The 19,878-nt window shown below is 65.8% G+C and carries 15 protein-coding genes; 7 read left to right on the top strand and 8 right to left on the bottom strand.

Annotation, left to right across the window (positions count from 1 at the left end; genetic code table 11):
• Positions 1 to 5 precede the first annotated feature (5 nt).
• From ACP7AX_RS07130 to ACP7AX_RS07120, 3 genes are read right to left on the bottom strand one after another with little or no spacing between them, the layout of a single operon-like run.
• Positions 6 to 917 carry a MaoC family dehydratase gene (locus tag ACP7AX_RS07130; protein ID WP_426225914.1) on the bottom strand — a complete coding sequence of 304 codons (912 nt, stop codon included), beginning with the start codon at positions 915 to 917 and terminating at the stop codon, positions 6 to 8.
• Positions 914 to 2,254: a 3-oxoacyl-ACP reductase gene (locus ACP7AX_RS07125; RefSeq protein WP_426225913.1), complete on the bottom strand. Its 1,341-nt coding sequence runs from the start codon at positions 2,252 to 2,254 to the stop codon at positions 914 to 916. The genes ACP7AX_RS07130 and ACP7AX_RS07125 overlap by 4 nt, the downstream gene beginning before the upstream one ends.
• Before the next feature lie 9 nt (positions 2,255 to 2,263).
• Positions 2,264 to 3,631, bottom strand: coding sequence for an acetyl-CoA C-acetyltransferase (locus tag ACP7AX_RS07120; protein WP_426225912.1), 1,368 nt, complete (start codon positions 3,629 to 3,631; stop codon positions 2,264 to 2,266).
• Positions 3,632 to 3,692: 61 nt separating this feature from the next.
• On the opposite strand from ACP7AX_RS07120, the gene ACP7AX_RS07115 reads away from it, so the two are divergent.
• On the top strand, positions 3,693 to 4,400 hold the full coding sequence (locus ACP7AX_RS07115) for a TetR/AcrR family transcriptional regulator (protein ID WP_426225911.1): 708 nt from the start codon (positions 3,693 to 3,695) through the stop codon (positions 4,398 to 4,400).
• Position 4,401: 1 nt separating this feature from the next.
• Positions 4,402 to 6,546 (top strand): acyl-CoA dehydrogenase, encoded by a 2,145-nt coding sequence (locus ACP7AX_RS07110; RefSeq protein WP_426225910.1) that lies wholly within the window; start codon positions 4,402 to 4,404, stop codon positions 6,544 to 6,546.
• Between the two features lie 123 nt (positions 6,547 to 6,669).
• Here the strand turns inward: ACP7AX_RS07110 and glgA are convergent, their stop codons facing one another.
• Positions 6,670 to 7,866: a glycogen synthase gene (glgA, locus tag ACP7AX_RS07105; protein ID WP_426225909.1), complete on the bottom strand. Its 1,197-nt coding sequence runs from the start codon at positions 7,864 to 7,866 to the stop codon at positions 6,670 to 6,672.
• Positions 7,867 to 7,967: 101 nt separating this feature from the next.
• Here glgA and glgC point away from each other — a divergent pair, with 101 nt between their 5' ends.
• The 3 genes from glgC (at position 7,968) to ACP7AX_RS07090 (ending at position 11,429) form a co-directional block, all read left to right on the top strand.
• Complete coding sequence (gene glgC, locus ACP7AX_RS07100) at positions 7,968 to 9,377, top strand: glucose-1-phosphate adenylyltransferase (RefSeq protein ID WP_131681408.1); 1,410 nt, start codon at positions 7,968 to 7,970, stop codon at positions 9,375 to 9,377.
• 98 nt (positions 9,378 to 9,475) lie between these two features.
• Entirely contained in the window at positions 9,476 to 10,927 is a 1,452-nt protein-coding gene (locus ACP7AX_RS07095; RefSeq protein ID WP_426225908.1) for an SDR family NAD(P)-dependent oxidoreductase, read from the top strand.
• 37 nt (positions 10,928 to 10,964) lie between these two features.
• Complete coding sequence (locus ACP7AX_RS07090) at positions 10,965 to 11,429, top strand: pyridoxamine 5'-phosphate oxidase family protein (protein WP_426225907.1); 465 nt, start codon at positions 10,965 to 10,967, stop codon at positions 11,427 to 11,429.
• A gap of 69 nt (positions 11,430 to 11,498) precedes the next feature.
• On the opposite strand, the gene ACP7AX_RS07085 is transcribed toward ACP7AX_RS07090, so the two are convergent.
• The 3 genes from ACP7AX_RS07085 to ACP7AX_RS07075 all read right to left on the bottom strand — a co-directional run bounded on the left by ACP7AX_RS07085 (position 11,499) and on the right by ACP7AX_RS07075 (position 14,905).
• Complete coding sequence (locus tag ACP7AX_RS07085; RefSeq protein WP_131681411.1) at positions 11,499 to 12,350, bottom strand: transglutaminase N-terminal domain-containing protein; 852 nt, start codon at positions 12,348 to 12,350, stop codon at positions 11,499 to 11,501.
• Positions 12,347 to 13,273, bottom strand: coding sequence for an alpha-E domain-containing protein (locus tag ACP7AX_RS07080; protein WP_108598852.1), 927 nt, complete (start codon positions 13,271 to 13,273; stop codon positions 12,347 to 12,349). Before ACP7AX_RS07080 ends, ACP7AX_RS07085 begins: the two co-directional genes overlap by 4 nt.
• Positions 13,274 to 13,348: 75 nt before the next feature.
• Positions 13,349 to 14,905, bottom strand: a complete 1,557-nt coding sequence (locus tag ACP7AX_RS07075) for a circularly permuted type 2 ATP-grasp protein (RefSeq protein WP_131681412.1) — start codon at positions 14,903 to 14,905, stop codon at positions 13,349 to 13,351.
• A gap of 139 nt (positions 14,906 to 15,044) precedes the next feature.
• Between ACP7AX_RS07075 and ACP7AX_RS07070 the strand changes: the two genes are divergently transcribed.
• Together ACP7AX_RS07070 and pepN are read left to right on the top strand one after the other, a co-directional pair.
• Positions 15,045 to 16,034 (top strand): YeiH family protein, encoded by a 990-nt coding sequence (locus ACP7AX_RS07070; protein WP_426225906.1) that lies wholly within the window; start codon positions 15,045 to 15,047, stop codon positions 16,032 to 16,034.
• 66 nt (positions 16,035 to 16,100) lie between these two features.
• Positions 16,101 to 18,713: an aminopeptidase N gene (gene pepN / locus ACP7AX_RS07065; protein ID WP_426225904.1), complete on the top strand. Its 2,613-nt coding sequence runs from the start codon at positions 16,101 to 16,103 to the stop codon at positions 18,711 to 18,713.
• Between the two features lie 9 nt (positions 18,714 to 18,722).
• On the opposite strand, the gene ACP7AX_RS07060 is transcribed toward pepN, so the two are convergent.
• Positions 18,723 to 19,817 (bottom strand): lipoyl protein ligase domain-containing protein, encoded by a 1,095-nt coding sequence (locus ACP7AX_RS07060; RefSeq protein ID WP_131681415.1) that lies wholly within the window; start codon positions 19,815 to 19,817, stop codon positions 18,723 to 18,725.
• Positions 19,818 to 19,878: the final 61 nt, after the last annotated feature.

Below are 19,878 nucleotides of genomic sequence, written 5' to 3'. Positions count from 1 at the left end.
CTGTCCTAGAGCGGCGCCACGGAACCGCTGAAGTGCTTCCGGCCCGAACGGGGGTTCCAGGCGACGTAGTCAGAACACTGCCACGCTCCCCCAAGCCCCTGCCCCGTCCTGATATCCAAGGCAACGCGCGCGGGGAGGAACACCGGCGCCTCGAAGGTGACGTCCCAGCGGAAGGCGTCGCCCTTGGCGGGCCCGACATCTGCGAGGGCGCGCGAGGCGAGGTACATGCCGTGGGCGATGGAACGCCGCATTCCCAGGGCCTTGGCCGACAGCACGCTCAGGTGAATCGGGTTGAAGTCCCCGGACACTGCGGCATACGCCCGTCCTGTATCGACCCCCAGATGCCAGATCGCCGTCGGGTCCGCCGGGGCGAATTCGTTGGCGCCATTTGGCGGGGTTGGCTTGTCAATCCCCGGCAGGAAGACTCCCTTGGCCAGGTACGTTGAACGCCCCGCCCAGCTGATGTCCGGCGAACCCGACGCCCGGATCTCGGCCACGATATCCAGCTGCGTTCCCGCCCGGTGGCCCCTGAGGTTTTCCGCCCACGCCAGGATGTCCAACGGCTGCGTGAACAGGATTGGCGAGCGTTGCTCCACATGGTTGCTGAGGTGGATCATCCCGAGCATGGGCAACGGAAAATCGTCACGGTTCATCAGACTGATGGCCAGCGGGAAAGTCAGCGCATGAAGGTAGCCGGCCGGCAGGGTGTCCCGTGCCGTCAGTCCGATGAGGTGCTGGTACGCGGTGAGGTTGCCGACGTTGGCCGTTACCCCCCTCACCTCGTGGCCCGTCTCCGGAAGGCGTGAACCCGTGTGTGTCCCCAGCACCCGCCTGCGGGCGGCCTGCGCGGCGGCGTTGACGTAAAGCTTGGAAAGGGACGGCATTTCCCCAAGGATCATAGGCCGGACCAGGCTCATGCCCCCACCATGTACTGCCCGCAGACGCGCAGCACGCCACCGTTGATGCCGCCTGCGGCATCGCTGGCAAGGAAGGCGATGGCTTCGGCCACGTCTGTGGGCTGGCCGCCCTGGCGGAGCGAGTTCAGCCGGCGGCCGGCTTCCCTGAGCACCAACGGGACCCGGGCGGTCATGTCCGTTTCGATGAAGCCCGGAGCCACGGCGTTGATGGTTCCCCCGCGCTCGGACAGCAATGGCGCGGCTGCCCGGACCATGCCCATGACTCCCGCCTTGGATGCTGCGTAGTTGGTCTGCCCGCGGTTGCCGGCAATTCCGCTGGTAGAGGCCACTGACACAATCCTCGGCGAAGTGCGGAAATGTTCCGAGGCGAGGAGTGCCTCGTTGATCCTGAGCTGCGCGGCGAGGTTGACGTTGATGACAGAGCTCCAGCGGGAGTGATCCATGTTCGCCAGCAGCTTGTCCCTGGTGATGCCGGCGTTGTGGATGACGATGTCCAATCGGCCGTGGCGCTGGACTGCGTGGTCAATGATCCGCTGACCGGCGTCTTCGCGGCTGATGTCCAGTTGCAGGGCGGTGCCGTGGAGTTCGTTGGCAACACTGGCGAGGTGGTCCCCGGCGGCGGGGATGTCCACCAGCACCAGGGTGGCCCCGTCCCGGTGGAGCGTGCGGGCAATGGCTGCACCGATGCCGCGGGCGGCGCCGGTGACAACTGCCACCTTGCCGGCAAGGGGCTTATCAAAGTCTGCCGGCAGCTGCCCGTCCGGAGAAGTGACGGTCAGGAACTGTCCGTCCACGTAGGCGGAACGGCCCGAGAGCAGGAACCGAACGGCCGCCAGGGTGCTGGGGCTGGTGGTATCAACGGCATCGCCGAGCAGGATCCCGTTACCGGTGGCACCTGCCCTGAGCTCCATGGCCAGCGACCGCAGGAAACCGTCCACACCTTGCCGCGTGGCTGCCTGGGCAGGCGTCAAACCGTCAGTAACGGGCCGGGAAACCGTCAGGAAACGACCGCTCGGGGCGAGGTCGCGCAGCGACGAGGCAACCGACAGGATGGGCCGCTCGAGTTCGTCTGGCCGGGCGACGTCGTCCAGGACCAGGATGATGGCGCCCAGCCGTTCGCGGGGAACGGCGTGCCTCCGGACGTCGAGGTCCCAGGCGAGCAGTGTTGCTGCGAGGGCATCCGCGCCGGTAGTGGTTCCCTGGACCAGAACCGGCCCCGTGATCAGCGGCTGTCCCGGCTGGTACCGGCGCAGGATTGCCGGTTGGGGCAGGCCAAGCTTCTTCGCGACGTTACGCCCGAGCCCCTGGTTCACCAATTGTGTGTATTTGTCCGTCATGCGGTCCCCCTACAGTGCTTCGAGAATTGCGACGACGCCCTGGCCGCCGGCCGCGCAGATTGAAATGAGGCCGCGTGCCGGCCGTCCGTCAACCGTGCCCTTGGCTTCGAGCATTTTGGCGAGCGAGGCGACAATCCGTCCGCCGGTGGCTGCGAACGGGTGCCCCGCGGCGAGGGAGGATCCGTTGACGTTCAGTTTGGCGCGGTCAATGCTGCCGAAGGCGCCGTCCAGCCCCAGCCGGGTGCGGCCAAATTCCTCGTCCTCCCAGGCTGCCAGGGTGCTCAGAACTGTCCCGGCGAAGGCTTCGTGGATCTCGAAGAAGTCGAAGTCGGCCAGGGTCAGCCCGTTGCGGGCCAGCAACCGCGGCACGGCGAACGCGGGAGCCATCAGGAGGCCGTCCTTGCCGTGGACGAAGTCCACAGCTGCAGCTTCACCGTCCACCACGGCTGCGAGCTTGGGCAGGTCGTGGGAGTCGGCCCATTCCTCCGAGGCCAGCAGAACGGTGGATGCTCCGTCTGTCAGCGGGGTTGAGTTACCTGCCGTCATGGTGGCTTCGGCGCCCAGGCTCTTGCCAAAGACAGGCTTGAGGGTGGCCAGTTTTTCCAGGGTGGTGTCCGCCCTGAGGTTGGAGTCCCGGGACAGCCCGCGGTAGGGCGTGAGCAGGTCATCGAAGAAGCCGGCGTCGTAGGCTGCGGCAAGGTTGCGGTGGCTGTTGAAGGCAAGCTCGTCCTGGGCCTCACGCGGGATATTCCACTGGGCGGTGGTCAGCGCCTGGTGCTCCCCCATGGACAGGCCCGTGCGCGGCTCCCCGGTGTTGGGCGCGTCCGGCGCAATGTCCTTGGGCCGGAGCCGGCTCAGCACCTTCAGCCGCTGCGGAAGGGTCTTGGCCCGGTTGAGATCCAGCAGAACTTCGCGCAGCCCTTCGCTGACCGCGATCGGCGCATCGGACGCAGAGTCCACGCCGCCGGCGATCGCAGAATCGATCTGGCCCAGTTTGATCTTGTTAGCCAGGCTGAGGACGGTCTCAAGGCCCGTGGCGCATGCCTGCTGCACGTCGTAGGCGGGGGTCTCCGCAGACAGCGCCGAACCCAGGACAGCTTCACGGGTGAGGTTGAAATCCCTCGAGTGCTTGAGCACCGCCCCGGCCGCCACCTCACCAATGCGCTCGTCCTGCAGCCCAAACCTGGCAATCAGGCCGTCCAGGGCAGCCGTGAGCATGTCCTGGTTCGAAGACTTCGTAAAAGCGCCTCCGGTCCGGGCGAACGGGATCCTGTTGCCGCCCACCACCACTGCCCGGCGGACTGGCCTGCCGCCGCCGTGTACTGCAGCGCTGCTGAATTCCTGGGGTCCGGGTGCGGACTGTCCATTGACGGACATGGGTGTCTCCTCTGATCTGCGGCGGTTACCGATACCCAGCGTACCTGATACGCTGAGTATCGTGAACAACCTCCCCGCAGACCTTCCGACGCCGGCTTCCGGCGCGAGTGCCGATGGCCGCTCGTCACGCTGGCAGACGCACCGGGAAGAACGCCGCCGGGAGCTCATCAAATCTGCGCGGCGGGCTGTCCACGCTTTGGGCAGCGATGCCTCCATGGAGGAGATCGCCGCCGCCGCCGGCACCTCGAAGTCCGTCTTCTACCGGTATTTCGGCGACAAAGCCGGCCTGCAACAGGCCGTGGGTGAAGTTGTCCTCAGCCAGATGCAGCGCAAGATCGGGGAAGCTGCCCAGAGCGCCCAGACCCCGCGCGAAGGTTTGTTGGCCATGATTTCCGCCTACCTCCAGATGGCGGAGACCAGCCCCAATGTGTACAGCTTCGTCACACGTTCTGCCCCGGTTGAAGCGGGCAGTTCCCCGGCCACGGCCGCAATTTCCGGAGCACTTGGGCACTTCTTCGAATCCATTGCCGAGATGATCGCCGTACCGATGCGGACACATCTGGGCGGCGGCAAGGAAGCTGTGATCGGGTATTGGCCCACGGCAGCGATCGGCCTGGTCCGGAATGCCGGGGAACAGTGGCTCAGCACTCCCGCTTCCACCTCGAAACCTGACCAGGAAGCCATGGCCCGCCAGATTACAGCCTGGCTGTGCGTCGGTATCGCCCCTGAACTCATCGAACCATCCGTCAGAACCAACGAAGGACAATGACATGACCGAAGTAGTTGACCGTCCCGCCGGCAAGGGACCCGCCGCGGGCATTTCCGCCGCCCGCCAGCAGCCGGCCGTCCTGCCCGCCGTCGATGTTGCGGCCCTTGGCGAACAGCTGCTCGGCAAGTGGGCCGCATCCCGGCGGCAGGCACGTGCGCTGGCCAGCCAGCCGGAACTGCACAAAATCGAAGGCCTTACCCATACGGACCACCGCACCCGCGCGTTCGGCCAGCTGAAATTCCTCGTCGATAACAATGGCGTGCACCGGGCCTTCCCAGCGGAACTGGGTGGCGCGGATGACCACGGCGGCAATGTGGCCGGGTTCGAGGAACTGGTCACCGCTGATCCGTCCCTGCAGATCAAGGCCGGCGTCCAATGGGGCCTCTTCGGCTCAGCCGTGATGCACCTCGGGACGGCAGAACACCATGCCAAGTGGCTGCCCGGCATCATGAGCCTGGAGATCCCGGGCTGCTTTGCCATGACCGAGACCGGCCACGGCTCGGACGTCGCCAGCATCGCCACCACGGCAACATTCGATGCCGGGACCCAGGAATTCGTGATCAACACGCCGTTCCGCGCTGCCTGGAAGGACTACATCGGAAACGCCGCCATCGACGGGCTGGGCGCAGTTGTCTTTGCCCAGCTGGTGACCAAGGACGTCAACCACGGCGTCCACGCCTTTTACGTTGAGCTGCGGGACCCGGAGACCAAGCAGTTCCTCCCGGGAATCGGCGGTGAAGACGACGGCGTCAAGGGCGGCCTCAACGGCATCGACAACGGCCGGCTGCACTTCGACAAGATACGCATCCCCCGGACAAACCTGCTCAACCGCTACGGCGACGTGAGCGAGGACGGTTCGTACACGTCCCCCATCGCAAGCCCCGGCCGGCGGTTCTTCACCATGTTGGGAACGCTCGTCCAGGGCCGCGTGTCGCTGGACGGCGCAGCAGTGGCAGCATCGAAGATCGCCTTGACGGCTGCCATCCGCTACGCCACCGAGCGCCGTCAGTTCAACGCCTCGTCCCACACCGACGAGGAAGTGCTCCTGGACTACCAGCGCCACCAGCGCCGCCTGCTCACCCGCCTCGCCACCACCTACGCTGCAAGCTTCGCGCACGAGCAGCTGCTCCAGAAGTACGACGAAGTGTTCTCCGGCGCCCACGACACGGACGCGGACCGGCAGGACCTTGAGACCCTCGCCGCGGCCCTCAAGCCGCTCAGCACCTGGCACGCCCTCGACACCCTCCAGGAATGCCGCGAAGCGTGCGGCGGCGCCGGGTTCCTGATCGAAAACCGCTTCGCATCGCTCCGCGCCGACCTCGACGTATACGTCACCTTTGAAGGCGACAACACCGTGCTCCTCCAGTTGGTGGCCAAGCGCCTCCTGGCCGATTACGCCAAGGAATTCAGAAAGGTCGATTTCGGCGTCATGGCCCGCTACGTTGTGGGGCAGGCCACCGGCGCCGCCATCCACCGCACCGGCCTGCGCCAGGTTGCACAGTTCGTCGCCGACACCGGACTGGCGCAGAAGGCGGCCATTGCGCTGCGGGACGAGGCCGGCCAGCGCGCGCTGCTCACCGACCGGGTGCAGACCATGGTGGCCGACGTCGGATCGGCTCTGAAGGGCGCCAACAGGCTGCCGGTGGAACAGGGTGCAGCCCTCTTCAACCAGCACCAGAATGAGCTGATCGACGCGGCCCAGGCCCACGCCGAGCTCCTGCAGTGGGAAGCCTTCACCGAAGCCCTGGCCGGCATCACCGATCCCGGTACCAAAAAAGTCCTGACCTGGCTCCGCGATCTCTTCGGCCTCTCCCTGATCGAAAAGAACCTCGCGTGGTACCTGATGAACGGCAGGCTCTCCATGCAGCGGGCACGGACTGTGGGTGATTACATCAACCGGCTGCTGGCCAAGATCCGGCCGCACGCCCTGGACCTGGTGGAAGCCTTCGGGTACGGCGAGGATCATGTCCGCGCGGAGATAGCCACCGGAGCCGAGAAAGCGCGGCAGGACGAGGCACGCGCCTACTTCAGGGCACAACGCGCCAGCGGCAACGCGCCGGTCGAAGAGAAGGTCCTGATCGCCCGCGCCACGGCAGGGGCCGCCGCAAAGGCAGCCTCGAACTCACGGCCGGCCCGGGTACAGTGACGCGCTTGGCCCGTTAGCGGCCCCGTTTTTCACTGACAGATGACGACGGCGCCGCTCCCCTTCTGCAGGGAGCGGCGCCGTCGGCCGTTCAATGTCATTGGCACCGCAGTTCAGTGCCGGGCGTCAGGACAAAACTGAACGGTACACCTCAAGGGTGGTCTCGGTGATGGACTCCCAGGAGAAATGCTCCTCCGCGCGGCGCCTTCCGGCCTGGCCCATTTCACGGGCCCGTTCGGGATCCGAGACCACCTCCGTCAGCGCGGCGGCAAATTCCGTCACGAACTTCTCCGGATCCAGGGGTGTGCCTGTGCCATCGGTGACCTGCTCGATGTCCACCAAAAGCCCGGTCTTGCCGTGCTCAACCACCTCCGGGATGCCGCCGGTGGCACTCGCCACCACGGCAGCGCCACAGGCCATGGCCTCCAGGTTCACGATGCCCAGCGGCTCGTAAATGGAGGGGCAGGCAAAGGCCGTGGCGTGGCTGAGGACCTGGATGAGTTCGTTACGGGGCAGCATCCGTTCAATGAGGACGACGCCGGTCCGCTGGGTCTGGAGCTCCTCGATCAGACGCGCGGTTTCCGCCGCCAGTTCCGGAGTGTCGGCCGCACCGAGGCAGAGGACCAGCTGCACATCCGCCGGCAGCTTTGCCGCGGCGCGCAGGAGGTAGGGGACGCCCTTCTGGCGTGTGTTGCGGCCAACGAACACCACGCTGGGCTTGGCGGGGTCAATGCCCAGCGCCTTAATGGCGTCGTCGTTTTCGTCGCGGTGCCACATCTCTACGTCAATGCCGTTATGCACCACACGGACCTTGGCCGGGTCAACCTCGGGGTAGCTGCGCAGGATGTCCTGGCGCATGCCCTCGGAGACCGCGATGATGGCTGCCGCGGCCTCATAGGCGGTTTTCTCGACCCAGGAGGAGACGGCGTAGCCGCCACCGAGCTGCTCTGCTTTCCACGGACGCAGCGGCTCCAGGCTGTGGGCGCTCAGGACATGCGGGATGCCGTGCAGCAGTGAGGCCAGATGGCCTGCCATGTTGGCGTACCAGGTATGCGAATGGACCAGGTCCGCACCTGCCACGTCAGGCACGATCCGGAGGTCCACCCCGAGCGTCTGGATGGCAGCATTTGCCGGACCGAGGTCTTCGGGCACGGAGTAGGAGGTCACCCCGGCGCCGTGGTAGTCGGCGTCGCGGGGAGCCCCGAAGGCACGAACCTGCAGGTCAACATGCTTACTAAGCACCCTGCTCAATTCGGCTACGTGTACTCCGGCGCCACCATAGATCTCCGGCGGGAACTCTTTAGTCACAATGTCTATTCGCACGCTACCCAAGGTAGTCCTTCGGGCTTAACTGTTCTAGTGTGAAGGAGTCCGGGCATGCCGGACTGTTTGGGGAGTTACGAAGGCGTACAGGAGCGACCACCATGCCGTTGAACAAAAAAGTCCTGGCCATTGTCCTCGCAGGCGGCGAGGGAAACCGGCTGATGCCACTGACGGCAGACCGTGCCAAACCAGCCGTACCCTTTGCGGGCAGCTACCGCCTGATCGACTTCGCCCTCTCCAATCTTGTGAATTCCCGCTATCTGCAGATCGTGGTGCTGACGCAGTACAAGTCCCACAGCCTTGACCGGCACATCTCCGAGACCTGGCGGATGTCCACCCAGCTCGGCAACTATGTGGCCTCCGTTCCGGCCCAGCAGCGCGTCGGCAAGAGCTGGTTCCTGGGCAGCGCCAACGCCATCTACCAGTCACTGAACCTGATCCATGACGCCAACCCCGACATCGTCGTCGTGGTGGGCGCGGACCACGTGTACCGGATGGACTTTGCCCAGATGGTGGAGCAGCACGTCCTCAGCGGCGCCAAAGCCACTGTGGCGGCCGTACGCCAGCCGCTGAACATGGCCAACCAGTTCGGCGTGATCGAAGTGGACCAGAACGATCCCCAGAAGATCGGCGCATTCGTGGAGAAGCCGGCCACCACGCCCGGCCTCGCTGCGGATCCCACCCAGTTCCTCGCCTCCATGGGCAACTACGTCTTCGACGCCGACGCCCTGGTGGCTGCCCTCCACGTCGACGCCGAGCGGCTCGATACCAAGCACGACATGGGCGGGGACATAATTCCTTACTTCGTGGACCAGGGAGAGGCCGGAGTCTACGACTTCACCCTCAACGAGATTCCCGGCTCCACGGAGCGGGACCGGACCTACTGGCGCGATGTCGGCACCATCGATTCGTTCTACGACGCACATATGGACCTCATCTCCCCGCTGCCAGTCTTCAACCTCTACAACTCCGAGTGGCCCATCTACACCCGCCAAAGCATCTCGCCGCCGGCCAAATTCGTCCGCGGCGGGAACAACACCGTGGGAACAGCGCTGGACTCGATTGTCTCCAGCGGTGTGGTCATCTCCGGCGGCATTGTGGAGGGCTCCGTCCTGTCCAATGACGTCTTCGTGGGGATGAGCAGCCGGATTGTTGATTCCGTCCTGATGGACAAGGTCATCATCGGCGAAGGCGCGGTGATCAACCGGGCCATCATCGACAAGAACGTCAAGGTCCCCGCCGGAGCCGCCATCGGGCTCGATCACGAGCTGGACCGTGCCCGCGGGTTCAAGGTGACAGAGTCCGGCATCACCGTGCTCGCCAAGGGCCAGCAGGTCCCAGAACCGGGTGAGCAGGAACGTGCACTGTCGGCCCGGAACCTGCACCTGGTCCCTGATGCAGTAAAGGCAGCCACTGAAAACTACCCGGACCTCCGCGAGTCGGTTGACAAGGTTGCCGGCGTGCACGCCGAAGCCGCCGCCCGGGCCGGCCGCGGCGCGGGCCACTCCTAGCCACACACAGCCCAGGGCCGGGGGCGCGTCCGGTCCGGTCCGGCCGCGCCTGCCCCAGGCTGTAAAACGCGCCTCCCCCAGGCTGTAAAATCGGTACAATGAGCTCCCCCGATCTGACGCCTGAGGAAATTCAGGCCTGCCTCAAGGTTTTGAACTCCATCCACGTCTATGACGAGGAAGACCCTGACTACGTCTCGGTCCGCCGTGCCACCGGAAAAATGTTCAAAGCCGTGAAGCGGCACCGCAGGGTGACCAAAAGGGACCTCATCTCCGAAGCGGACCGTGCAGTCATCGCCCAGACGGCCACGGCCGCCCCGGACCGTATCGATGATGAGACGCGCGGCAACAAGCTGGAGACGTCAGCAACGGGCAAGGTGGCCGGGCACCTGATCCGCTCGCGTCCGTGCTACATCTGCAAGAAGCACTACACCCAGGTGGACGCCTTCTACCACCAGCTCTGCCCGGAATGTGCGGCCTTCAGCCACAGCAAACGCGATGCCCGCACGGACCTGTCCGGCAGGCGTGCCCTGCTGACCGGCGGGCGGGCCAAGATCGGCATGTACATCGCCCTGCGCCTGCTCCGGGACGGCGCCCACACCACCATTACCACCAGGTTCCCCAAGGATGCCGCGCGGCGGTTCGCGGCCATGGAGGACAGCGGTGAATGGTTGCACCGGCTCCGTATTGTGGGCATTGACCTCCGCGACCCTTCGCAGGTCATGGCACTGACGGATTCCCTGAACGCCGCCGGTCCCCTGGACATCATCATCAACAATGCTGCGCAGACCGTCCGCCGCTCCGGCAATGCCTACAAGCCATTGGTGGACGCCGAGGACGAACCGTTGCCGGCTGCTCTGGAACCAGCCAATGGCGGCCCGGAGCTGGTGACGTTCGGCCACGCCCACGACAAACACCCGCTTGCCCTGGCCAGCAGTGTCACTGAGCACCCCGTGCTTGCCGGCGACGCCATCACGTCCCTGGCGTTGTCCACCGGATCAGCTTCGCTGGAGCGTATTGCCTCGGGCACGGCCATCGATGCCGGCGGGTTGGTCCCGGACCTCGCTGGCATCAACAGCTGGACCCAGGTGGTGGACGAGGTTGACCCGCTGGAAATGCTGGAGGTCCAGCTTTGCAACGTCACGGCTCCCTTCCTGCTGGTGAGCAGGCTGCGGGATGCAATGAAGCGTTCCACGGCGCACCGGAAGTACATCGTGAACGTCTCCGCCATGGAAGGCCAGTTCTCCCGCGCGTACAAGGGCCCGGGGCACCCTCACACCAACATGGCAAAGGCTGCGCTGAACATGATGACCCGGACCAGCGCGCAGGAAATGCTGGACACCGACGGCATCCTGATGACCGCCGTGGACACCGGCTGGATTACCGATGAACGTCCGCACTTCACCAAGGTCCGGCTCATGGAGGAAGGCTTCCACGCACCCTTGGACCTGGTGGACGGCGCCGCCCGCGTCTACGATCCGATCGTGATGGGCGAAGAGGGCGAGGACCAGTACGGCGTCTTCCTCAAGGATTACAAACCCAGCCCCTGGTAACTGTTGTGCCCGGCCGCCGGCGCGTAGGCTCAGCGGCATGAACGAATCAATTTCCGAAGTGCACAAGCTGGAACACCACGAGTGCTGGGAGCTGCTCCGGACGGTGTCCGTAGGCAGGCTTGCAGTAGTGGTTGACGGCCATCCGGACATCTTCCCCATCAACTACACGGTCGACGGCGGCACGCTTGTTTTCCGCACAGCCGAGGGAACAAAACTGGCCAGCGCCACCGGCGGTTCGCCGGTGGCTGTGGAGGCTGATGGCGTTGACGCCGTCACCGGCCTTGCCTGGAGCGTGGTGCTGAAGGGACCCGCCGCCGTCGTCAAGGGAACGGAGCGGATCCTGGACACCGCAGCCCTCTTCCTGTTCCCGTGGCAGGCCGGGAAAAAGGACGTCTTTGTGCGGATCAGCCCCGACACCCTGACGGGCAGGCGGTTCAAGGTCACCGCTCCCGTGACGTGGTGGACGCAGCTCAGCGGAGCCGCGAAGGCTTCCCCGGAGTAGCCCCTCCTGTACGTGCCGCCCCAGCGGGGCGGCGCAGCGGGGCGGCGCAGCGGGGCGGCGCAGCAGGGCTCAGGCGAGGCGGGTGATCTCCACGCTGACGCTCAGCGCTGAACCGCCGCCACCGGAGAGGATTCCTTTCAGCGGCGGCACGTCACGGTAGTCCCGGCCCTTGGCCACGGTGACGTGGTAATCGCCGGCGGGCTTGTGGTTGGTGGGATCCCAGCTGCGCCAGGCTCCGTCCCACCACTCCAGCCACGCGTGGGACTGGCCGGCCACTGTCTCGCCGATTCCCGCCGTCGACCGCGGGTGCAGGTAACCGGAAACATAGCGGGCCGGGATGCCGCAGCTCCGGAGGGCGCCGACGGCCAGATGCGCAAGGTCCTGGCAGACGCCCTGCCGCTGGCCCCAGGCTTCCTCAGCGTTGGTGGTGACCGCTGTGGAGCCGGTCATGTAGGTCATCTCGCCACGCATCCACTCAAAGATGGCCATGGCGGCCTCGTACGGGTTTTTACCCTCTACCACCCCGGGGATGATGCCCAGGACTTCGTCCCCCGGATGGCTGAGCTGGGACTGCGGGAGCCAGTCGCTGTGGGTGTTCAGGGTCTCGGCCGACGCCAGGACATCCCAGCCGGCGATGTCGGAGCCGGCGGGGATCTTTTCCGCCCGGTACACCTCGACGGTGATGTTGGAGATGACCTCCAGGTGATCGTGCGGCATCTGCATATCGAACGCGGTGACCCTGGTGCCCCAGTAGTCCCGGTAGTTGCTGACGGCCGCCTGCGATGGCGAGACCTTGAGGACTGACTCCAGGACCACCTGCTGGGGATCGGTCAACGGCGTCATCCGGGCTTCGTTGTAAGAGAGCGTGACGCGCTTGTTGTACTTGTAGGCCGTCGTATGGACGATGCTCAGCCGGGTCATGAAACTTCTCCCACCCAGGCAAGTTCGTCGGCCTGATTGAAGTATTTTCGGGAAATGGCGTCCGAGGCCTGGGCGACGGCCTTCTGCACGCGTTCCATGTGCTCAGGCAGTTCGGACATCAGATCGTCGGTCCGGTGGAACTCGAGGAAGGTTCGGGCCTGGCCCACGATCCGGCGGGCGTCGTTGATAAAACCAACGCGCTGGGCGGACGGGTCCAGCTTGGCGAGGCACTCATCAGCGTCACGCAGGGCGTAGACGATGGAACGGGGGAACAACCGGTCAAGGAGGAGGAACTCGGCGGCGTGCTGGTCTCCGAAGGCGGCCCGCCGGGTCCGCAGGAAGGACTCGTAGGCCCCTGCGCACCGCAGCATGTTGACCCAGGACATCCCTGCTGACAGGACATCGCGGGTGGAAAGCATACGTGCGGTCATGTCCGCGCGTTCCAGGGAACGGCCGAGGACCAGGAACAGCCAGCTTTCGTCGTGGCTCACGGTGGTGTCGGCCAGGCCGCTCACCATGGCCGTCCGCTCCAGGGTCCAGTTGCAGAAGCGGTATGTGCCCACAACGTCCTTGCGGTGCTGGCTCAGCCCGTAGTAGGTGGTGTTGAGGCTTTCCCACAGGCCTGAGGAGACCGTCTCGCGGGCACGGCGGGCATTCTCGCGGGCGGCGCCGAGGGACCCGGCAATGGAGGTGGCGCTGGTTTTGTCGTACGCCAGGGCGTGAAGGAGTTCGGGCAGGCCGAAGTCCTCGCTCTCCGGCCGGGCGCCCATAACGGCGAGGAGTTCCTGCGCCACCCTGCGGCGTTCTTCCATGGGCAGGTGGTTGAGGCGTTCCAGGTGCACGTCCAGGATGCGTGCAGTGCCGTCGGCACGCTCCACATAACGGCCGATCCAAAATAGGGACTCAGCAATACGGCTAAGCATTCGCGGTTACCTCCTGCGGGTCCGAAATCTGTGGGGATGAACCCGTTACTGATGGTGCCGGTTCACGCGCCGGCCTCACTGCTGCTGCTCCGACTGGCGGTCGCGCCAGTTGCTCTCCACGGGCCAGACGGAGACCCGCTCACGGATGGAGATGGTGGACCGCGGCAGCGTCTCCACCGGCACCTGCGGCGAATCCGCCAGGACCCAGGTGTCTTTGGAGCCGCCGCCCTGGCTGGAGTTGACGATCAGGGACCCTTCCTTCAGCGCCACCCGGGTCAGGCCGCCGGGCAGGACCCAGACGTCGTCGCCGTCGTTCACTGCGAAAGGGCGCAGGTCCACGTGCCGCGGGCCAAATTTGTCCCCGCCCAGGGTAGGCACGGTGGAAAGCTGCAGCACCGGCTGGGCGATCCAGCCGCGCGGGTCCGCGACAACGCGCTGGCGCAATGCCTCCAGTTCGTCCTTGGAGGCGTCCGGGCCGATGACCAGGCCCTTGCCGCCGGAGCCGTCCACCGGCTTCACCACCAGTTCGGCGAGGTTGTCCAGGACGTACTCCCGGGCTTCCTTCTCTTCCAGCCGGAAGGTGTCAACGTTCGCAATGACGGGTTCCTCGTTGAGGTAGTACCGGATCAGGTCCGGGACGTAGCTGTAGACAAGTTTGTCGTCGGCGACGCCGTTGCCCACGGCGTTGGCGATGGTCACGCCGCCGGCCCTCGCGGCGTTGACCAGGCCCGGGCAGCCGAGCATGGAATCGGAGCGGAACTGCAGGGGGTCCAGGAATTCGTCGTCGATCCGTTTGTAGATCACGTCCACGCGCTGTTCGCCGGCTGTGGTGCGCATGTAGACGCGGTTGCCGCGGCAGATGAGGTCGCGTCCTTCTACGAGCTCCACGCCCATCAGGCCGGCCAGCAGGGTGTGTTCGAAGTAGGCGCTGTTGAAGACGCCAGGGGTCAGCACCACCACGGTGGGATCATCGACGCCGGCTGGCGCCGTTTTGCGAAGGGCGGACAGCAGCCGGCGGGGGTATTCCTCTACCGGCCTGATGAGTTGCTGGCCGAACGCCTCGGGCAGGCCCTTGGCCATGGCCCGGCGGTTCTCCAGGACGTAGCTGACGCCGGAGGGTACGCGGACGTTGTCCTCAAGCACCCGGAAGGTGCCGGCGGCGTCACGGACAACATCGATGCCCGAAATGTGGACCCGGACCCCGCCGGCGGGTTCGAAGCCGTGCACCTGGCGGTGAAAGTGGGCACTGGTGGTGACCAGCTGGCGTGGAATGACGCCGTCGGCAACCACTGCCATCTTGTCGTAGACATCGTTCAGGAAGGCCTCGAGTGCCCGGACTCGCTGCGCAACGCCTTTCTCCAGTACGGTCCACTCATCGGCAGGGATAACGCGGGGAACGATGTCCAGCGGGAACGGGCGCTCCTCCCCCGCGAAATCGAAGGTCACGCCACGGTCCAGGAACGTCCGCGCCATCGAGTCCGCCCGTGCGCTGACGTCCGCAAGGGAGAGCTTGCCGAGGGCGTCAGCCACCTCCGCATAGGAACTGCGGGCCTCCTGGCCGGGGGTGAACATCTCGTCGTACGCGCCGGTGCGCACGGCGGCTACCGAGTAATCCTGGAAAAGGTCTGACATGCCCTAAAGCCAACCATCTTTTTGTTTCGAATTCATTACCGTCATCCATTGTGGCGTGTTGAAGCGGCACCGCCGGTTCGTCGAATCCCGGACCCATCCGGCAAAGTAGGTGAGTGCCCAAGGTGGATCAGTGCCAGAGATGAGCAGAAGCAGGCTGCTGCCGGGCCTGGTCACGGCCGCTCCCGCCCTTGCTGTTGCCTTTGCCGTGCATGCGCTGGTGCCTGCACTGCCCGCGATGACCGTAGCGGTTGCCCTTGGCCTGCTCGCCGCAAACCTTCCCACCACGGCGGTGTGGATCGCCGGACGCGCGCGGCCCGGCCTCGACTTCGCCGGAAAGCACTTCATGCGCGCCGGCATTGTGCTGCTGGGCCTCAAGGTGAGCATCCAGGACATTGTGGGCCTGGGCTGGCTGGCCATGCTCCTCATCAGCGGTGTGGTTCTGCTGAGCTTCGGCGGCACCTATCTCCTGGTGCGGCTTTTCCGGCTGCCCCGGGACACGGCGCTGCTGGTGGCCACCGGCTTTTCGATCTGCGGGGCGTCCGCAATCGGTGCCATCGCCGCCGTGCGCCGCATCAAGCATGCTGACACAGTCCTGCCCGTTGCGCTGGTGACGCTGTGCGGCACGCTGGCGATCGGGCTGCTGCCGTTGCTCATGCAGCCGCTGCACCTGAGTCCCCTGGCGTTCGGCGCGTGGACCGGTGCTTCCGTGCACGACGTCGGCCAGGTGGTGGCTACCGCCCAAACTGCCGGCACCGCGGCGCTGGGACTCGCCGTCGTCGTCAAGCTCACGCGCGTCCTCTTGCTGGCACCGGTGGTGGCAGTGGCGGGACTGCATCACCGTGCCAACAGCTCCGGGGAGCAGTCCCTGCCTCCAGTGGTGCCCCTGTTCGTCCTCGGGTTTGTGGCCATGGTGATGCTAAGGTCCACGGGCTGGCTCTCGGCGGCATGGCTCGATACGGGCGCCGGGTTCCAGGACATTTTTCTCGGAGCGGCACTGTTCGGGCTGGGGTCCGCAGTGCGGATCCGTACCCTCCTGCACACCGGCGCCCGGGCCCTCTCCGCTGCACTGGCAGCGTGGCTGCTGATCGCGCTGCTTGGCCTGGCAGCAGCCCTGCTGATGACCGCCTAAGGCTGCGGGCCGGTAGTGAATTGCGGGCGGTGAAACGTCCTCGGCGGTGCGTGATTAGATAGCGGAGTGTCACATGAGAATCTGCAGCGAAGTGAAGCTGCTCACCGTTCAGCCCTGATCACCACCCACAGCTACGATGTGTCCCTGGACGTGCGCCGGGCTGCGGATCCCGGCGTGGCCGGCTACACCAGCCGCAGCGTGATCAACTTCTCCGCTGCCAGGACAGGACCGGGTACATCCACCTTCCTGGACTTCATTGCCGGCGACGTGCACAGCGTGTTCCTGAACGGCAAGGGCCTGCCCGTGGCCGACGTGGTGGACGGGTCCCGGATCCGGCTGGACAACCTGCAGGCAGAGAACCAGGTCACCGTCACAGGCACCGCGCTCTACAGCCGTTCCGGCGAGGGCATGCACCGTTTTGTGGACCCGGCTGACGGCCAGTGCTACCTGTATACGCAGTACGAGCCCGCCGATGCGCGCCGGGTGTTCGCCAATTTCGAGCAGCCGGACCTCAAGGCCGAGTTCACCTTCCACGTGATGGCGCCGTCGGACTGGGCTGTCGCGTCCAACGGGGTTGAGGCCGCCCGGACCCAGCTGACCAGTGACCCCGCCACCAGCCGCTGGGACTTCACCGCCACCCGGCCCATGTCCACCTACATCACTACCGTGCTGGCCGGACCCTACTTCAAAGCCCAGGATCACTGGAGCGGAACGCTCGAGGACGGCACAGCACTTGAGGTGCCGCTGGCACTCTATAGCCGGGCCTCCCTGGCGGATTCCTTCGACCCTGACGAGCTGTTCCGGCTCACCAAGAGCGGCCTGGACTTCTTCAACCGCCTGTTCGACTTTCCCTACCCCTGGGGAAAATACGATCAGGCGTTCGTACCCGAATACAACCTCGGGGCAATGGAGAACCCGGGGCTGGTCACTTTCACAGAAAGCTACGTGTTCACTTCCCGCGCCACCGATTCGCAGTACCAGGGACGCGCCAACACCCTGATGCACGAGATGGCCCACATGTGGTTCGGCGACCTCGTGACCATGCAGTGGTGGGACGATCTGTGGCTCAAGGAATCGTTCGCCGACTACATGGGCACCCTGGGCGTTGACCGCGCCACCGGCTGGGAAACCGCGTGGGTGAATTTCGCGAACAAGCGCAAGGCCTGGGCCTACGTCCAGGACCAGCTGCCCACCACCCACCCCATCGTTGCCGACATCCCCGACCTTGAGGCCGCCAAGCAGAACTTTGACGGCATCACCTACGCCAAGGGCGCCGCCGTGCTCAAGCAGCTGGTGGCGTACGTGGGGTTCGACGCTTTCATCGCCGGTTCCCGTGAGTATTTCCGGGACCACGCGTACGGCAACACCACATTGGCGGACCTCCTGAAGGCCCTCAGCGCTGCTTCCGGCCGCGATCTCGCCGCCTGGGCCGCCCCCTGGCTCCAGACCTCAGGAATCTCCACGCTTTCCGTGGACGCGGAAACGCACGACGGCGTTCTCGGCGCCGTGGCGATCGTCCAGGAGGCTGTGGACCCGGTCACCGGACGGGAGGAGCTGCGCCCGCACCGGCTGCGGGTGGGACTGTACAACTTCGACCCACAAGGTGCACTGGTCCGGACCGGAAGCGTCGAAACCGACGTCAGCGGTGCACGGACACCCCTCCCCGAGCTCACCGGCCAGGCCCAGCCGGCCCTCATGCTGCTGAACGACGACGACCTGACCTACGCCAAAGCCCGGCTAGATCCTGCATCCGAGGCGACAGTGCTGGAATCGTTGGACCGCATCACCGATCCCATGGCACGGGCCCTCGTGTGGACAGCGCTCTGGAACTCGGCCAGGGATGCCGAAAGCCCGGCAGCACGCTACGTGGACGCCGTGCAGTCCTTCGGACCGGCCGAGACCGGGATCGGCGTGCTGCTGAACATCCTCGAAAACGCCGGCACCGCCGTCGAACGCTTCACGCCCACGGCCCAGCGGGACACCGTACGGAGTGGCTTCCTGGCTGCCGTGGACAAGCAGTTGGACTCGGCGGCGCCGGGCTCGGACCACCAGCTCGCATGGGCGCGGACGCTGGCGTCTGTCAGCCGTCAGGACGCCGCGCTCCTCCCCCGGCTCAAAGGACTCCTGGACGGCACGGAACAGGTTGCGGGCCTGGCGGTGGACGCGGAACTGCGCTGGACCCTCTGGCATGCGCTGGCCGCCAACGGCCAGGTAACCCTCGCGGACCTGGATGCCGAATGGGAACGGGACAGGACGGCCTCCGGCAAGGCCGGCCATGCGACCGCTGCTGCCGCCCGTCCGGACGCTGACGTGAAGGCTGCCGTGTGGGACGCAGCGGTCCAGGGGACGGGGCTCTCCAACCAGATCCTCAGCGCCACGATCGCCGGCTTCACCACGGCACCCGCCGGGCTCCTGGAACCCTACATTGAGCCGTACTTCGACTGCCTCCGCGAGGTCTGGGAGAAGCGGAGCATTGAGATCTCAAGCCGGATTGTCCAAGGACTGTATCCGCACGCCCAGGACCTTTCGGCCGGTACGCGGCCTGAGCTGCAGCCGGTGGTGCTCCGGACAGACCAGTGGCTCGCTGCCAACGCTGACGCGCCCGCGGCCCTCCGCCGGATCGTTGTGGAACAGCGCAGCCACCTGCTGCGGGCACTCACGGCCCAAGCCCGGACGTAGATTCCCCGCCTAGGGGATCCGGTTGAGCCATTCCTTGGTGCCGAATTTGGCGGCGACGCGGTGGCGGGCTACCCCCATCTCTTCGCTGCTCAGTTCGGATGGGGTGGCGGCATACCGTTCGGTGAAGACCTCCATCATGGCCGCGATGATCTCCGTGCGGGCGAGCCCTGTTTGCCGGCGGAGGGGATCCACGCGCTTCTTGGCGCTGCGGGTCCCCTTGTCCGAGAGCTTTTCCTTGCCGATCCGGAGCACATCGACCATCTTGTCGGCGTCGATGTCGTAGCTCATGGTCACGTGGTGCAGCATGCCTCCGTTGGCCAGACGCTTCTGCGCGGCGCCGCCGATCTTGCCCTGGTCTGTGGCGATGTCGTTCAGCGGTACATAGAAGGCAGTGATCCCGAGTTTCTCCAGGGCGGCCATAACCCACGCATCCAGGAACACGTAGGAGTCCGCGAAACTGATCCCGTCCACCAGCGTCTGCGGCAGGTAGAGGGAGTAAGTGATGCAGTTTCCGGCCTCCATGAACATCGCGCCCCCGCCGCTGATCCGGCGGACCACGCTGATGCCGTGCCTGGCCACGCCGTCGGGATCCACCTCATTGCGGACTGACTGGAAGCTGCCGATCACCACGGACGGTTCCTCCCAGTCCCAGAACCGCAGCGTCGGGTTGCGGCGGCCCGCTCCCACCTCCTCGGTGAGGACCTCATCCAGGGCCACGTTGACGGCCGTGGGCAGCACCGCGGGCGCAATGATGTTCCAGTGATGGTCCGCCCAGGTTGTCGCCTTGGCGAGGGCACGCCTGACCGTCACGGCGATGGCATCGGCAGAAAAGCCGAACAGGGCAGCGCCGGGAGGCAGCGAGGCGGTCACCACCGCCGACAGATCCGCCGCCGTCGTGGTTTCCGGAAGTCCGGTGAGTGCGCGGTTGATGTCCAGGAGCGCCTCGTCCGGTTCCAGGAAGAAGTCCCCGCTGACTGAAACGCCGGTGAGCACACCCTCCTCGACGCCAAGGTCAACCACCACCAGCTTGCCGCCCGGCACCTTGTACTCGCCGTGCAGGCGGGCGGCGGTGCTGTCTTCAGCTGTGTTTGGCGTGTCAGTCATGCGTTCCATCCTGCCGCACTTTGGGGAGGCTGCGGAAATGTCCGCAGAACGCAAAAAGCCC

Source organism: Pseudarthrobacter sp. DSP2-3-2b1 (assembly GCF_049895945.1).
Lineage (GTDB): Bacteria > Actinomycetota > Actinomycetes > Actinomycetales > Micrococcaceae > Arthrobacter.
This window is presented reverse-complemented; position numbering and strand designations above follow the sequence as displayed.

Coding starts and splice junctions, on each gene's coding strand:
- ACP7AX_RS07085 (WP_131681411.1), bottom strand. CDS start 12,350: ATGACCCGGCTGAGCATCGTCCATACGACGGCCTACAAGTACAACAAG.
- ACP7AX_RS07080 (WP_108598852.1), bottom strand. CDS start 13,273: ATGCTTAGCCGTATTGCTGAGTCCCTATTTTGGATCGGCCGTTATGTG.
- ACP7AX_RS07095 (WP_426225908.1), top strand. CDS start 9,476: ATGAGCTCCCCCGATCTGACGCCTGAGGAAATTCAGGCCTGCCTCAAG.
- ACP7AX_RS07060 (WP_131681415.1), bottom strand. CDS start 19,817: ATGACTGACACGCCAAACACAGCTGAAGACAGCACCGCCGCCCGCCTG.
- ACP7AX_RS07130 (WP_426225914.1), bottom strand. CDS start 917: ATGAGCCTGGTCCGGCCTATGATCCTTGGGGAAATGCCGTCCCTTTCC.
- ACP7AX_RS07110 (WP_426225910.1), top strand. CDS start 4,402: ATGACCGAAGTAGTTGACCGTCCCGCCGGCAAGGGACCCGCCGCGGGC.
- glgC (WP_131681408.1), top strand. CDS start 7,968: ATGCCGTTGAACAAAAAAGTCCTGGCCATTGTCCTCGCAGGCGGCGAG.
- ACP7AX_RS07075 (WP_131681412.1), bottom strand. CDS start 14,905: ATGTCAGACCTTTTCCAGGATTACTCGGTAGCCGCCGTGCGCACCGGC.
- ACP7AX_RS07125 (WP_426225913.1), bottom strand. CDS start 2,254: ATGACGGACAAATACACACAATTGGTGAACCAGGGGCTCGGGCGTAAC.
- ACP7AX_RS07120 (WP_426225912.1), bottom strand. CDS start 3,631: ATGTCCGTCAATGGACAGTCCGCACCCGGACCCCAGGAATTCAGCAGC.
- ACP7AX_RS07070 (WP_426225906.1), top strand. CDS start 15,045: ATGAGCAGAAGCAGGCTGCTGCCGGGCCTGGTCACGGCCGCTCCCGCC.
- ACP7AX_RS07090 (WP_426225907.1), top strand. CDS start 10,965: ATGAACGAATCAATTTCCGAAGTGCACAAGCTGGAACACCACGAGTGC.